Raw genomic sequence first — 12,157 nt, forward strand, 5'->3', positions numbered from 1 at the left:
ATGGGCAAGTATGATCCGCTTCGGGACTATCTCCGCAAACTGAAGACCGATGAAGTCGAGCTCTCTTTCGCCGAGATGGAGCGAAAGATCGGCTATATGCTGCCCAAGAGCGCCAGCCTGCCGCAGTGGTGGGCGAACACAACCGACCCGGCCGCGACCCACGTTCAACGCAAGGCCTGGGGCGACGCCGGCTTCGACGCCTTTCTGATCGCCGGCGCCGACCGCGTCCGTTTCAAGCGGGTCCAATCGACCCGGTCCGCCCCCTAGCCTCCGAAGTCGAACGCAGCCTGGTTCTCCGGAACACCAGATTTCCGTTTCCGACGGCTCCTGACGGGCTGATCCGAACCGGTCGCAACCTCAGGCGCCGGTGATCTAGGCGGCTCTTCCAGGGTTCTCCTGACTGGCCGTTTAACCGGCTCCGGCGCCGCCACTATGGCCCGGGGCTCCGGCAAACGCTTTGGTGTCCTCGCCCGTCGCCACGCCAGCAGCTCGCTCTGCCACCATCCGACCCGGTTTTGCGAGACCTGGACGCAGGCCGGGAAATCTCCGGTCTTCTGCATACGCCAGACCGTTGTCCGGCTCAGACCGCAGATCACCTTCACCTGCGACCAGGGGAGAATCCGGTCTTCCAACGCGTCGAAAGGAGGCGGCTCGCTCACACTGTCCATGACACCGCCTCGTCCGCCCGGCGCTCCAGAACCTCGGCCAGCAATCGGGCGTCTCGCGCCGCATCCACCGGATCTCGAACCTCCCAGGTGCGAAGAACGTCCTTCAGGGCGAAACTGACCGCCGGGTCGATCAGCAAGTCCGCCACGCTGGGCGCCCACTCCGTTCTGAACCCTTCCAATCCCGCCTCAGCCATGACGCCGACCCCTGGCCGCGGGCGGGGCAGACGCGCGAAGGTCGCTGACCTGGTTCAAGGCCCAGGCGCGCAGCACGCCGCGCGGATAGTAGGGCCTGTGCCGAACGTGGAGACAGGGAGGGCCGTTGCCTCCGGTGGACCACAGCCTGGCGAGGGTCTCGGGCTTCATGCGGATGCCGAACTGCACCAGGAAGGCGGACGCTTCCTTGCGGGTCAGCAGATCCTCATCGGCGGCGTCAGTCACCGCCGCCACCGGTTCTGTGGCGGGGATCATCGATCAGTCTCCGGCGCACGGCACTCCCGGGAACTGCGGGCGCCCCGCCCGGCCGAGAGCGCGAGGTAGCAGTCAACGGCTGCGGCCACATAGGCTTGCGTCTCCGCTATGTTCGGTATGCGCCCGAGCCGGGCGACGCGATCCGGTCCCGAATTATACGCCGCGAACGCAAGCCGGACGTCCCCAAAGCGGAGCAGCTGCCGGGCCAGATAGTCCGCTCCGCCGTTGAGGTTCTCGATGGGATCGAACCGGTCCCTGACCGCGAGATCCGCCGCCGTTCCCGGCATCAACTGCGTCAGGCCGCCGGCCCCGACCGGAGACACGGCATCGACCCGGTATGCGGATTCCACGATCACCAGGGCATGAAGCATCTTGGGGTCGATGCCGTGGCGCTCGGCGGCGACGGCGATCGCGTCCATGAACGGCTGTGACAGGGGCGGAAGTCGGGGCGTGAGGTCATCGACGCCGGCCACGTCCGACATAGGATGCGCGGCGGGACGGCCGAACAGATCGCCGCCGGCGTTGCGCCAGTCGACCGTTTGAGCGGATGCGTTGCCCGCTGCAAGCGCCAGAGCCAGAACGGCCAAAAAGGATCTCACCATGTCAGGGTCTCCCGAAACACCCCCTCCAGGTCTCGGGTCCGGACGGGTCCAAAATAACGACTGTCGAAACTTCCCGGCGTGTCGCCGAGCAGGAAGAGCTCGTCCGGCGCGAGCCGACGGCAGCCGGTCCAGCCGGGCAGAACCGCGCCGCGCCGATCACGATCCAGAACGTGAGCCACGCGGCCGGGCATTCGAACCGCACTTCCCTGCCGGCAGACGGGATCGCCGCCGACGGCCGCGACCCGTTTGATCAAAAGGACCTCGTCCGGCATGCCGAGCGCGCCCAGGTAGCGCCGGGCGATCGGGGGTTGGGGCAGAGCGACCATCGCGCCCGTCTCCAGCGCGCCGCGCGGATGTCGCAGATACAGGCCACGCGGGACGCTGGGGCTCTCGTTGACCAAAGCCAGGGCTGGCGTCTGCTCGGCAATCAGAGCGCCCAGGGTGAGGAAGAAAACGGTGACGCCGAGCACGGCCCAGCGGTTTCCAGTATCGAGAGGTGTCCAGGTCATGGCCGGTACGGCTCCAGGATCAGGTCGCGGGTGATCATCACGCGGACCGGCGCGCCGGCGCGCAGACGGATCGACGGCCGAACGTCGAGCTCCCGGTCCACAAGCCGCCCCCCGACCTGGGAGCCCTCGATGGCGGCGGCGTCCCCGGCGTCGCCGAGCAGGCCACCTGATCCCTCGCCATCGCCGTCGCGTGCGATCTGACCCAGGGTGGTGATCGCGCCGGCGAACAGGGTTCCGACCAGCAAGGGGAACAGCCGCCGATCGACATGGCCGCGCACGCCCACGGCGCCTTGCGCATCAACGCCGGGCTCACCGGTCAGCACCAAGCTCTTGCCGTTGGGCAGGATCAGCCGGTCCCAGGTCAGGAAGGCCCTCCGGTCGCCATAGGCGCTTTCGCCCTCATGACGGCCGATAAGCCGGGTCCCCTGGGGCAGGACGAGATGGCGGCCGCTGACGGTGTCATAGACATTCTGCGACACCGTCGCGACGACCGGCCCGGCGCGCGCGGTGTCCACCCCGGTCAACAGGACCGCAGGAATGATCGCGCCAGCCTTCAGCTCATAGGGCGACAGCGGCGCCGTCAGGGTGTGGCCATTATAGGTGGCGCCGATGTCCGCAGTGTCCGCACGAGCGCCGGCCGTCGCTGGACCCGTCCCGGCACGCGCGGCAGGAACGGCCCCGGTCGATTGCCCCTCGAAGAACAAGCCCGATCGCGCCGCCTGGTCGCCCGGACTTTGTCCGGTCGCGCGGGTCGTCCGCGATGGCGCATAACCGGCGCTATACCGGGCCGGCGCGGGCGGCGGCGGCTGAACACCAGGCTCAGCCGTCTCGGGCTCGCCCCCATTTCGCGGCTCGGGCAGCCGGTCATAGGTCGCGGGCTGGTCGGTGACAGCTTCGGAGGGTCGAACGGAGCCCCGGGCCTGCTCTTCCCGACCCTCGACAGCGCGGAGCCGGGCGCTGTCGCGCAGTTCCGGCTGGACGACGAAGGCCCAGGCCAGGGAGCCGGAGACGAGGATCACGCCGCCGATCACGATCGTCTGGACGACCGACTTGCGCAGCCGGGTGACCGGCGGACGCGGAGCCCGCATCGATAGGCCAGGCGGCGGCGCCTTGGCCGCGCTGGTCAGGTCGGGTCTGACCTCAGGGCCGACGCCAGACCCTGCCGAAGAAGCGACATCGTCGGGATTGTGGGGGCTATCCTGGAACGCGGTCATCGGGCGGCTCCCTGGAGACGGCGGATACGAACGATCTGGGGGCGTCGATCGCCGAGCCTGAGCTCGGCGCGATCGAAGACGCGATCGACGATGAACAGACCTCCGGCCTGGCGGTAGTTGACCATCTGGGTCTCGCCATCGGCGGCGATCACGAACAGGGCCGGCGCCTCGTCGATCTGAAGATCGGGATCGAAGGTGATGAAGGTGCGCTGCCCGTCGTTGAAGACCGAAGCCGGCGTCCACCGTGCACGGCGCCCTTGCGGCTCTATCCGGTAGCGGGCGTCGATCGGTCCCTCCGGCATCGCCACAGGGTGCGACACGCGGATCTCTGCGGGCTCGACGATCGGCGCCATGGCCGGGGGATCCATCGCCCCGGTGTCCCACGCGATCGCGGCATTGAAGCCTGAGGGGTCACCGCTCTTCAGGTCGATGAAATAGACCCGTCGGTTGGTGGTCAGGACCAGGTTGGTCTCGAGTCCTCGTTGCAGCGGCTTGAGCAGGACGTGGGTTCGCTGACCTGCGCCGTCGCCTGAGCTGGTCTCCCCGATCTGCCAACGGATGGTGTCTCCCGCCGCCTTGGAGATGAGGGTCTCGCCGGCCCCCAGGGTCAGGGTGGTGACCCGCAGAGGCGCGGTCCAGACCTCGAACACCCGACCCGGAGACCAGGCGAACACCTGGACCCCGCCGACGAAGGCGTCCGATCGCGAGGCGGCCCGGGCGTCCAGATTGGCGGCGACGATGGCGCGGCGGCCGGTCATCCCCGTCGTTGGCGCCACGGCCGTCGGCTGCGCTTCATAGGGCGTGCCGACGGGAACGGCGGGCGCCGGGGTCGCATCGGCGACCAGCGCATCATCCATCGGCACTGTCGATTGCGGCAAGGCGACGGCTTCGGCGATGACGGCAGCCTCGGCCATAACGACAGGCGGGGGCGACACCTGCGGCGGCCCGGATGTTCGGCCGAACACGGCGCAGCCGGACAGGCTGAGTCCCAGGCCGGCCAGGATCAGGAAGCGTCGGGGGTCCATGATACGTCCTCGATTTTCAGTCCAAGGGGGTTCTTCATCAGCTCGGCCTCGGTACGGGGCGGCTGGGTCGTGGTGGTGATCAGGGCGCGCCAGCGCTCGACGCCGGCCTGCTGGCCGTTGACGAAGCGGGTCTCGCGCCATTGCAGATCGTAGGTCCGCTCGGTGCGCCGCACGACGTTGAGCACCTCGACGTTGACGGCCTCGCGTCCGACCTCGGCGAACGGGTCATGGCTCTGGGCCCAGGCGTTGAGGAAGCTCGCCGCCTTGGGGGTCATCAGGTCGTAAGCCCGAAGCCAGTTCTGCCGGATGACGATGGGGTCGATGGATTTGGAGCGGACATCGCGCACCCAGCCGGCCAGCGCGTGGCCGATCTGGGCTTCGGTCGGTTCGTAGCGGCCGCCGATCGCCGTGATCCTCTGGGTCTGTCCGAGATCGGAGACCTCGACCACAAAGGGTTTGACGACAGCCCTGTCGGCCTGCACCCACCAGCCCGCTCCGAGGAAACCGGCGAGGACCAGATTGGCGACGGCGATACGGCGCCAGTTCCGGGCATGGGCCAGGGACAGGCCCATGCGGTCGTCCCAGATCTGGCTGGCGCGCTGATAGGGGGTCGTCTCGGGCGCCGAGGCCAGGGCGCGTTTGGGACGAAAGAAGGGGTGCATGGTCAGGACTCCTCGGTTCTCAGGTTGGGAGACAGGACGCCGCTGGTTTCGCCAGCAGGCATGAGGCCGCGCCCGGCGTTGGCGACGAAGAAGGCTTGCAGGGCCTGGGCGCGCGCAGGCGGCTTCGACCCGCCGGACGCAGCCGACCGAGCGGCGGCCTGATGGAAGTCGGACCGGGCGGCCTGGGTCTCCGCGGCGATCTTCTCGGCCGGCCGGCCCGGACGCGCCCCGCCGCCATCGTTGGCCGCGCCGCCGGATCCTGTGGCTTCGCCCGAAGCCGAACCCGATGCCTGGCGAGGCTGCCAAGCCACGGCGGGCTCAGACACGCCGCCAGGGGAAGGCGAGGGCGCGGCTGACATCGCCCCGCCCGATGGTCGACGCGGACCGGACGGCGACGGATTGTCATTGGAGGGTTTGGGAGGCGTCGAGGGCGGAGGCGACATTGGCGGGGTCGGGGATCGGCCGCCTCCAGCGCCGGCCGCGGCCCGGGCCGGGCCAGACATCTTAGCCGCGCCGCCTGCGACCGCCGTGCCCGCACCCGCGATCCCGGCTCCGGCCAAAGCGGCGCTGCCGCCGACGGCGATTCCGGCCGTGATGGCGGCCCCGGCGCCCAGGGCCGGCCCGCCCGTCACCAGGGCCGAAGCCAGATTGGGGATGAACATCGCCAGCATGGCCAGAAGGATCGAGGCGACGAGGATGCTCAACGCTTCGTAGATGTCGGGATTGGCCGAAGGCTGGAGCTGGTCGAAGACGGTTCGGGCCCCGGAGATCACGATGGCCAGGGCGAGCACCTTCAGGCCCGACGACACGACGTAGCCCAAGGGCCGTTCGGCCAGAAAGGCGGACTTGTTCCAGATGCCGAAGGGCAGGAGGATGAACCCGCCCAGAGTGACGATCTTGAACTCGAGCAGGGCGACGATGATCTGCAGCGCCAGCACGGCGAAGGCCAGCATGATGCCGATCATGGCCAGGCCCAGGATCAGAGCGTCTGCCATGTTGCCGACCACGTCGAGCGGATTGTCGACGGGCGCAGGGGTCTCGCCCAACGCCTTCACGATCTCCCAACCCTGGGCCAGGATGGCCCCCGGATTGAGGAAGTCGGCCCGGCTGAGCGATCCGCCCCCGGCCGTCAGACCCAGTTCAATGAACCCGGCGTAGATCGTCTCGGACAGCTGTTGCCAGTCGTTGATCAGCCAAGCGAAGGCTCCGATCAGCAGCACCTTTCCAAAGCCGGAGGCCAGCACTTCGCGATTGGAAGACATCGCCCACTGGATCCCGGTCAGGGCGACGACCAGGACAATCAGGAGCCCGAAGACGCCGTTGACCGCGCCCTGCAGGGCGTCGAACCCGGCCGAGATGGTGTTGGAGAACACCACCATCAGCTCATTGGGGGTTTCCACTCCGACCGACATCGTTCCGCTCCTCAGTCCCGCGCGTGCGACAGGGGATCGAAGGTTGGTGCGGCGGGCGTTCCGGCCGAGCCCGCCCAGCGGCGGCGACGGCCCTCGTCCCCCGAAGCCTGGGTCGCGGCGTCTCTGGCCGTCGCCTCGGCCAGAAGCCGGGACTGGGCCAGCATGATGGTGCGCAGCGCCGCCAGATCCTCGGCGAGGACGGCCAGCATCTGGTTGGAGGACTGGATCGCGGCGGTCTGGCCTGAAGCGGCCTCGCTGGCCGAGAGGGCGCCTGTCAGCCTCTGATTGCGTCCTTGTCCAAGACGTTCGAGCTCGGCCGCCGTGCGCGCAACATCCTCGGCCGTGCGCCTGGCGTTGGCGGTCCGGGCCTGACCCTGTTCCAGAAGTCGCAGCATGTCTGAGCCGGACAGGTCATCGGGATAGAGGCTCTGGAACTGCTGCTCCAGGCCGCTGACCGAGCTGGCGATCCCGCGCGCCGTACGGGCCAGTTCGGCCATGTCGCGCAACGACTGGCTGTTCCCGGTCAGGTGGCTGTAAGGCGAGGCCGCAAGGCTCTTGGCCTCGTTGGCCAGGCTCTCCAGCTGGCGCGCCGCCTGGAGCGCATTTTCGATGTGGTTGCGGGGGTCAAAGACGACCTGTTGTGCAGGCGCCGGGGTCGCGGTCGCCAGCAGGCTGACGGCGACGAGGCCGATGGCCAGTATCTGGACCGGCCTATTCGGCCGCGAGCGGTCGGGCGAAGGCGTCGAAAACAGCATCAACATTGTGCACTCCCTTGGCTGTGAGAAATTCCCGCGCGAATCCGACCTCTCCGGAGGCGGCGAGGATGTCGTCGATGAGGGTCTGGTCTTCCGGCGCGCTGGCCCCGCACAGGGCGAGGGCCACGCCGGTCAGGCGCAGATCGAACAGGCGTCGGCCGCGCGGCTGGCGCCAGTAATAGGCCCGCTTTGGCGTGGCGAAGGCGATCAGCTCAAGCTGGCGGCGGTTCAGGCCGAACCCCTGATAGAGGCGCGCCGAAGACGGTTCGAGCGCGCGGGGGTTGGGGAGGAAGACCTGAGTCGGGCAGCTCTCGATGAGACTGGTCGCGATCGGCGAGGCGGCGACGTCGTCCAGGCTCTGGGTCGCGAACACGACGGCGACCCGCTTCTTGCGCAGCGTCTTGAGCCATTCCCTGATCTTGGCGGCAAAGGCGGTCTCGCCGAGGAAGAGCCAAGCCTCGTCGAGCACCAGCAGTGTGGGTCGACCGTCGAAGCTGCCTTCGAGATGATGGAAGAGCGCCGAGAGGACCGGCGCCACGGCCGAGGGTGTGGCCATCAGGCTTTCCAGCTCGAAGGTGTCGAACCGACTGGGAACCAGCACCTCGCCCTCTCCGTCGAGCAGGGCGCCGTGCGGACCTTTGAGTGTCAGGGGCTCCAGCGCGGCGGCGACCGCCTTGTCCTGCACCAGGGCGCAGAAGACCGTCAGGGTGCGCTGCGCCACGGGGGCGTCGGCCAGGGCCGCGAGCGCCGCCCAGATCTCTTCACGGATCCTTGGCACAGGCTCCAGCCCCGCGAGCCGGACGGTCTCTGCGATCCATTCCGACGCCCAGGCCCGTTCGATCTCCTGGTCGATGCCTGCCAGAGGCTGCAGCGAAAACCGGGCGCCGGGCTCCAGCGCGCGCCAGCAGCCGCCGGCGGCCAGCGTCGCGGCCCGGGCCGAGCGGCCCTTGTCGAAGAAAACCACCCGCGCTTCGGGATAGCGGAACCACTGCAGGGCCAAAAACGAGAGTAGCGCGCTCTTGCCCGAGCCCGTTGGTCCGACCACCATGGCATGGCCGACATCGCCGACGTGGAGCACCAGCCGGAAAGGTGTGGACCCCGTCGTCCGGGCCGTCGCCAGCGGTGGGCCGTCCAGATTGAGGTCCACGGACGGGCCGGCCCAGACCGCCGAAACCGGCAGCAGATCGGCCAGATTCAGGGTCGAGACGAGCGGTCGGCGGACGTCGGCATAGGGCTCGCCCGGCAGGGAGCCAAGCCAGGCCTCCACGGCATTGAGGTCCTCGATCCGGGCCAGCAGCCCCTGAGCGTTCAACGCGGCCTCGATGGCCCGCGCCTTGGCGGCGGCGCCGGCCTCCGTCGCGTCAAGCACGGTCACCGTCAGGGTCAGATAGCCGAAGGCGCAGGCCTCGGCACCGAGGGCGGCCAGCGCCCCATCGCACTCCTCGGTCTTGGAGGCCGCGTCGGTATCGAGGAGCGGCACCTCCTCCTTGGTGATGGCTTCGCGCAGCAGGACACCGACGCCCTTTCTCTTGGCGAACCAGCGCTTCCTCAGTTTGACGATCTCCCGCTCGGCCTCCGGCTTGTCGAGACCGATCCAGCGGGCCGTCCAGCGGTAGGGAAACGGCAGGGCGCCGAGCGCATCGAGCAGGCCAGGCCGGGTGACCGACGGCAGACCGCGTACGGACACGACCTTGAGCCATCGATCGCCCAGTCGCGGAGCGATCCCGCCGGAAAGGTCGGCGTCCGCCAGCCAGGCGTCCAGATACATCGGTGAATCCGGCGCGGCGACCGGGAAGGTCCTCGGCGACACACAGTCGTGCAACCAGGTCAGCAGTTCGGTGTCGTCGAGCGGATCGATCTCGGGCAGGGCGTCCGACAGGAGGTCGAGCGTGGTCGCCGCCTCACGGGTGAAGACCGCCACGGCCTGGCGCCAGTCCGCGCCGCCCTTGGCCAGGCCGTCGAACAGCCAGCGCTCCATTCTCCGCGTCTCGTCGGCCGGCGGCAGCCAAGTCAGGGCCAGGCGAAAATCCGTCTCGAAGGCCGGGTCGCCAGCCTCGAAGCGGCTCCGACGTTCCTCGTCGAGAAGCCAGGCGACATCCAGGTCGAACGCGCTCTCCGGATAGGGGGCGGCCTCACGGCGGCGCGCCTCCATATGCAGGCACCAGCCCGTCCCGAGACGCTTCAGCGCATTGTTCAGACGCGCCCGGACGGCCATCAGCTCGTCCTCGGTCGAGGATTCCAAGTCCGGTCCCCGGAACCGGAAGCCGGTCGTGAACGAGCCATCCTTGTTCAGCACCACACCGGGAGCCACGAGGGCGGCCCAGGGCAGATGATCGGCGAGGGCCGCCGGGCGTCTGCGATGTTCTTCGAGAAAGCGCATCTGCCCCTCACGCGTCCAGATGGCCAGGCAGGGCGAGGTGGCGCCGAAGCACATCGAAGAACCGGCGGTCCGCTCTGGCCGCCCACAACCCGATCGCGTGGGCAACGGCCCACCACAGAAGGCCGAGCCACCAGATCCGCAGGGCAAGGCCGAGCACCACCGCGATCGTCCCCATGGCGATGGCGTAGTCCCGAGGCATCCCCGCCATGAGGACCGGCTCGGTCAGGGCCTGGGCGACCGGAAGATCCCAGCCCTCCGGTCGGCCGTCTTCGAGGGAGCCGGCCATCATCCGATCTCCGCACCGCCGGCGAAGCCGAAGAAGTCGAGGAAGAAGGTCGAGGCCGCGAAGGCGATGCAAAGGCCGAACATGATGCCCAGACCGCGCCGCATCGAGGATCCGTTCTCGCTCATCGCGATTCCGGCCCCGAAGACGACCACCGCAACGACCGCGGCGGCCTGGACCACGGGCCCGGTGATGGACTGGACCACCTGCTGGAGCGGCCCTTCCCAGGGCATCCCTGAACCTCCGGCTAGGGCCGGCCCGGCCATCATCAGGCCGCACGTCATCATCGCGCCGAACAGGCGGCGCCCAAGTCTTCCACGCATGTCTTGCTTCCTGTGTTCAGCGCGTCTCAGCGCGATGCACCACATTGCAAGCAAATATATCCACAGGTTGTCAACTCTGTGGATCGATTATTTTACGCGACTTACAAACGACTATCGAACAACTCGCATAGACTCAAATTACGACTTGTGATGACTTGCGGGCCAAAAGTCGCCCCGACTTCGACGACGACTTCCCACGACTTGGGTTTCGTGTCCGACAGCGCTCGTTGCCAAACGACGCCGCCTCAATTTCAGGTGAAAGATTGGCCTTAGGCCGGGATGCTTATCGCGTAGCCGTCGTCGCCCAACGGCTCGACACAGAGCACAGCCTGGACCTTCCATCCGGTGGCGGTCCGCCAGATGTGGACATCCAATCGATGCCTGGATGATCGTGCGGCGAGGTATCCAGGTGAAAACATTAGACGACTGGCTCCCCCAACTACCCTTTCAAGGTGAGATAGTGGGAGCTTGAAGCAAGACCTCTGAGACGCGCCTTGGGTCTGAAATGCGCCAACAGCGGACTCGCCTGGGCTGCCGGGGAACGCGACATCTAGCGGTCTGTCGCTGTCCGGTCGTCAATGGCGCTATCTGAGTCGCCTGCGAAGGCTTTTGACCGACCGGCGTCGTCGACCGCCACCATAACGAACTCGGCAGTCGCCGACCGACGTCGCTCCCCCGTCAGCAGCCGCTCGGCCCACAGCTGAACCTCGACCGACAACGACGTCCTCCCCACCATTTTCACGCGCGAGACCAGTTCGACCATATCGCCGCCGTCGATGGGCGTCCGGAAGTCGATACGGTTGGTGGCGGCCATGACCATGACCTGGCGCGCATGGCGGGTGGCGGTGACGAAGGCGGCCTTGCCGAGCAGCTTGAGCGCATCGCCGCCGAACAGGGTGCCGTAGTGGTTCGTCGTGCCGGGAAAGACCATCTCAGTCGTGCGGAGCCAGCCGTCGTCAGCCGGCCCCTCGTCTATCGGAGCGGCGAGAGGGGCGTCGTCGCCATCGCCCCTCAGCGCCACCATGTTGAACAGGCCGCGCGTGCACAGCCTGCGTTCGCCGCTCAGCAGGGCCTCGGCGTGGAGCTCGACCTCCACGCCGAGGGACGACCGGCCGACCCTGACGACACGGCCCACGGCCTCGACCATCTCGCCGATCCGGGCAGGCGCGGCGAAGTCGATCCGCTCGCACCCGGCAGTCACCACCGACCGTCGCGCATGACGGCTGGCGGCCAGGAAGGCGACCTTGTCCAGGTGGGCCAGACCGACGCCTCCGAACAGGGTCCCGTGGTGGTTGGCGTCCCCGGGGAACACCATGTCGATCAGGCGGACCATCAGGCGCTCACGGCTTGCGGGTGATCCATGGGCGCCAGGGTGTGGAAATCGCTGGAGTGAAACACCAACGGCAGGATCCCGTCGGCGACCGCCGCCCGGTGAAGGCGGAAGAGGACGATGTCGTGATCGCCGGCGGCGATCTCCTGCTTGACCGAGCACTCCAGCCAGGCCGTCGCGTTTGTCAGAAAGACAGCGCCATCGGGGGTCGCCTCGTAGGCAAGTCCGAGGAAGCGGTCGGTGGTCTTCTGCGCCAATTGCCGTGCAGTTGCGGCGTGGCCATTGCCGAGGAACGAGATCCCGACGCGCTCTTGCGTCCGCAACTGCCGCCAGGTCCCGGAGCCGCGCTTGATGCACACCGACACCAGCGCCGGGTCGAGCGAGACCGCCACGAAGGCGCTGGCGGTCATGCCCACCGGCTCGTCCCTGTCCTTGGCGCACAGCGCGGTGACGCCGGTCGGGAACCGGCCGAAGAGCCGGCGCAGGTCCGCTTCTTCGCTGATGTCGTCCAGAAGGGTCATGGTCT

At 68.2% G+C, this 12,157-nt stretch carries 16 protein-coding genes; 1 reads left to right on the plus strand and 15 read right to left on the minus strand.

What is annotated here, in order from left to right:
- Positions 1-267, plus strand: a complete 267-nt coding sequence (locus tag Q9R14_RS11980) for a hypothetical protein (protein WP_293827613.1) — start codon at positions 1-3, stop codon at positions 265-267.
- On the opposite strand, the gene Q9R14_RS11985 is transcribed toward Q9R14_RS11980, so the two are convergent.
- The 15 genes from Q9R14_RS11985 to Q9R14_RS12055 all read right to left on the minus strand — a co-directional run bounded on the left by Q9R14_RS11985 (position 264) and on the right by Q9R14_RS12055 (position 12,152).
- A complete protein-coding gene (locus tag Q9R14_RS11985) occupies positions 264-668 on the minus strand; it encodes an AlpA family transcriptional regulator (protein WP_293827611.1) in 405 nt (134 codons plus the stop codon). The two genes, Q9R14_RS11980 and Q9R14_RS11985, sit on opposite strands and share 4 nt — an antisense overlap.
- Complete coding sequence (locus Q9R14_RS11990; protein ID WP_106489357.1) at positions 656-862, minus strand: hypothetical protein; 207 nt, start codon at positions 860-862, stop codon at positions 656-658. The genes Q9R14_RS11985 and Q9R14_RS11990 overlap by 13 nt, the downstream gene beginning before the upstream one ends.
- Entirely contained in the window at positions 855-1,136 is a 282-nt protein-coding gene (locus Q9R14_RS11995) for a hypothetical protein (RefSeq protein ID WP_293827608.1), read from the minus strand. The genes Q9R14_RS11990 and Q9R14_RS11995 overlap by 8 nt, the downstream gene beginning before the upstream one ends.
- Positions 1,133-1,723, minus strand: coding sequence for a lytic transglycosylase domain-containing protein (locus tag Q9R14_RS12000; protein ID WP_306002557.1), 591 nt, complete (start codon positions 1,721-1,723; stop codon positions 1,133-1,135). Before Q9R14_RS12000 ends, Q9R14_RS11995 begins: the two co-directional genes overlap by 4 nt.
- A gap of 8 nt (positions 1,724-1,731) precedes the next feature.
- Positions 1,732-2,247 carry a S26 family signal peptidase gene (locus Q9R14_RS12005; RefSeq protein WP_306002558.1) on the minus strand — a complete coding sequence of 172 codons (516 nt, stop codon included), beginning with the start codon at positions 2,245-2,247 and terminating at the stop codon, positions 1,732-1,734.
- A complete protein-coding gene (locus Q9R14_RS12010) occupies positions 2,244-3,461 on the minus strand; it encodes a TrbI/VirB10 family protein (protein WP_306002559.1) in 1,218 nt (405 codons plus the stop codon). The genes Q9R14_RS12005 and Q9R14_RS12010 overlap by 4 nt, the downstream gene beginning before the upstream one ends.
- Positions 3,458-4,486: a TrbG/VirB9 family P-type conjugative transfer protein gene (locus Q9R14_RS12015; protein WP_306002560.1), complete on the minus strand. Its 1,029-nt coding sequence runs from the start codon at positions 4,484-4,486 to the stop codon at positions 3,458-3,460. The genes Q9R14_RS12010 and Q9R14_RS12015 overlap by 4 nt, the downstream gene beginning before the upstream one ends.
- Positions 4,465-5,148, minus strand: a complete 684-nt coding sequence (trbF, locus tag Q9R14_RS12020; protein ID WP_306002561.1) for a conjugal transfer protein TrbF — start codon at positions 5,146-5,148, stop codon at positions 4,465-4,467. The genes Q9R14_RS12015 and trbF overlap by 22 nt, the downstream gene beginning before the upstream one ends.
- A gap of 2 nt (positions 5,149-5,150) precedes the next feature.
- A complete protein-coding gene (trbL, locus tag Q9R14_RS12025; protein WP_306002562.1) occupies positions 5,151-6,560 on the minus strand; it encodes a P-type conjugative transfer protein TrbL in 1,410 nt (469 codons plus the stop codon).
- 11 nt (positions 6,561-6,571) lie between these two features.
- The gene (locus tag Q9R14_RS12030) at positions 6,572-7,321 is read right to left on the minus strand and encodes a conjugal transfer protein TrbJ (protein ID WP_306002563.1); all 750 of its coding nucleotides are present in this window, start codon (positions 7,319-7,321) and stop codon (positions 6,572-6,574) included.
- On the minus strand, positions 7,272-9,695 hold the full coding sequence (gene trbE / locus Q9R14_RS12035; protein WP_306002564.1) for a conjugal transfer protein TrbE: 2,424 nt from the start codon (positions 9,693-9,695) through the stop codon (positions 7,272-7,274). The genes Q9R14_RS12030 and trbE overlap by 50 nt, the downstream gene beginning before the upstream one ends.
- A 7-nt stretch (positions 9,696-9,702) precedes the next feature.
- Positions 9,703-9,981 (minus strand): VirB3 family type IV secretion system protein, encoded by a 279-nt coding sequence (locus tag Q9R14_RS12040; protein ID WP_293827632.1) that lies wholly within the window; start codon positions 9,979-9,981, stop codon positions 9,703-9,705.
- On the minus strand, positions 9,981-10,301 hold the full coding sequence (locus Q9R14_RS12045; RefSeq protein WP_164952685.1) for a TrbC/VirB2 family protein: 321 nt from the start codon (positions 10,299-10,301) through the stop codon (positions 9,981-9,983). Before Q9R14_RS12045 ends, Q9R14_RS12040 begins: the two co-directional genes overlap by 1 nt.
- Before the next feature lie 550 nt (positions 10,302-10,851).
- On the minus strand, positions 10,852-11,634 hold the full coding sequence (locus tag Q9R14_RS12050; protein ID WP_306002565.1) for an acyl-CoA thioesterase: 783 nt from the start codon (positions 11,632-11,634) through the stop codon (positions 10,852-10,854).
- On the minus strand, positions 11,634-12,152 hold the full coding sequence (locus Q9R14_RS12055; protein ID WP_293827584.1) for a flavin reductase family protein: 519 nt from the start codon (positions 12,150-12,152) through the stop codon (positions 11,634-11,636). Before Q9R14_RS12055 ends, Q9R14_RS12050 begins: the two co-directional genes overlap by 1 nt.
- Positions 12,153-12,157: the final 5 nt, after the last annotated feature.

This window comes from Brevundimonas sp. C43 (genome assembly GCF_030732185.1).
Lineage (GTDB): Bacteria > Pseudomonadota > Alphaproteobacteria > Caulobacterales > Caulobacteraceae > Brevundimonas > Brevundimonas diminuta_C.

Coding starts and splice junctions, on each gene's coding strand:
- Q9R14_RS11980 (WP_293827613.1), top strand. CDS start 1: ATGGGCAAGTATGATCCGCTTCGGGACTATCTCCGCAAACTGAAGACC.
- Q9R14_RS11985 (WP_293827611.1), bottom strand. CDS start 668: ATGGACAGTGTGAGCGAGCCGCCTCCTTTCGACGCGTTGGAAGACCGG.
- Q9R14_RS11990 (WP_106489357.1), bottom strand. CDS start 862: ATGGCTGAGGCGGGATTGGAAGGGTTCAGAACGGAGTGGGCGCCCAGC.
- Q9R14_RS11995 (WP_293827608.1), bottom strand. CDS start 1,136: ATGATCCCCGCCACAGAACCGGTGGCGGCGGTGACTGACGCCGCCGAT.
- Q9R14_RS12005 (WP_306002558.1), bottom strand. CDS start 2,247: ATGACCTGGACACCTCTCGATACTGGAAACCGCTGGGCCGTGCTCGGC.
- Q9R14_RS12010 (WP_306002559.1), bottom strand. CDS start 3,461: ATGACCGCGTTCCAGGATAGCCCCCACAATCCCGACGATGTCGCTTCT.
- Q9R14_RS12015 (WP_306002560.1), bottom strand. CDS start 4,486: ATGGACCCCCGACGCTTCCTGATCCTGGCCGGCCTGGGACTCAGCCTG.
- trbF (WP_306002561.1), bottom strand. CDS start 5,148: ATGCACCCCTTCTTTCGTCCCAAACGCGCCCTGGCCTCGGCGCCCGAG.
- trbL (WP_306002562.1), bottom strand. CDS start 6,560: ATGTCGGTCGGAGTGGAAACCCCCAATGAGCTGATGGTGGTGTTCTCC.
- Q9R14_RS12030 (WP_306002563.1), bottom strand. CDS start 7,321: ATGTTGATGCTGTTTTCGACGCCTTCGCCCGACCGCTCGCGGCCGAAT.
- trbE (WP_306002564.1), bottom strand. CDS start 9,695: ATGCGCTTTCTCGAAGAACATCGCAGACGCCCGGCGGCCCTCGCCGAT.
- Q9R14_RS12040 (WP_293827632.1), bottom strand. CDS start 9,981: ATGGCCGGCTCCCTCGAAGACGGCCGACCGGAGGGCTGGGATCTTCCG.
- Q9R14_RS12045 (WP_164952685.1), bottom strand. CDS start 10,301: ATGCGTGGAAGACTTGGGCGCCGCCTGTTCGGCGCGATGATGACGTGC.
- Q9R14_RS12050 (WP_306002565.1), bottom strand. CDS start 11,634: ATGGTCCGCCTGATCGACATGGTGTTCCCCGGGGACGCCAACCACCAC.
- Q9R14_RS12055 (WP_293827584.1), bottom strand. CDS start 12,152: ATGACCCTTCTGGACGACATCAGCGAAGAAGCGGACCTGCGCCGGCTC.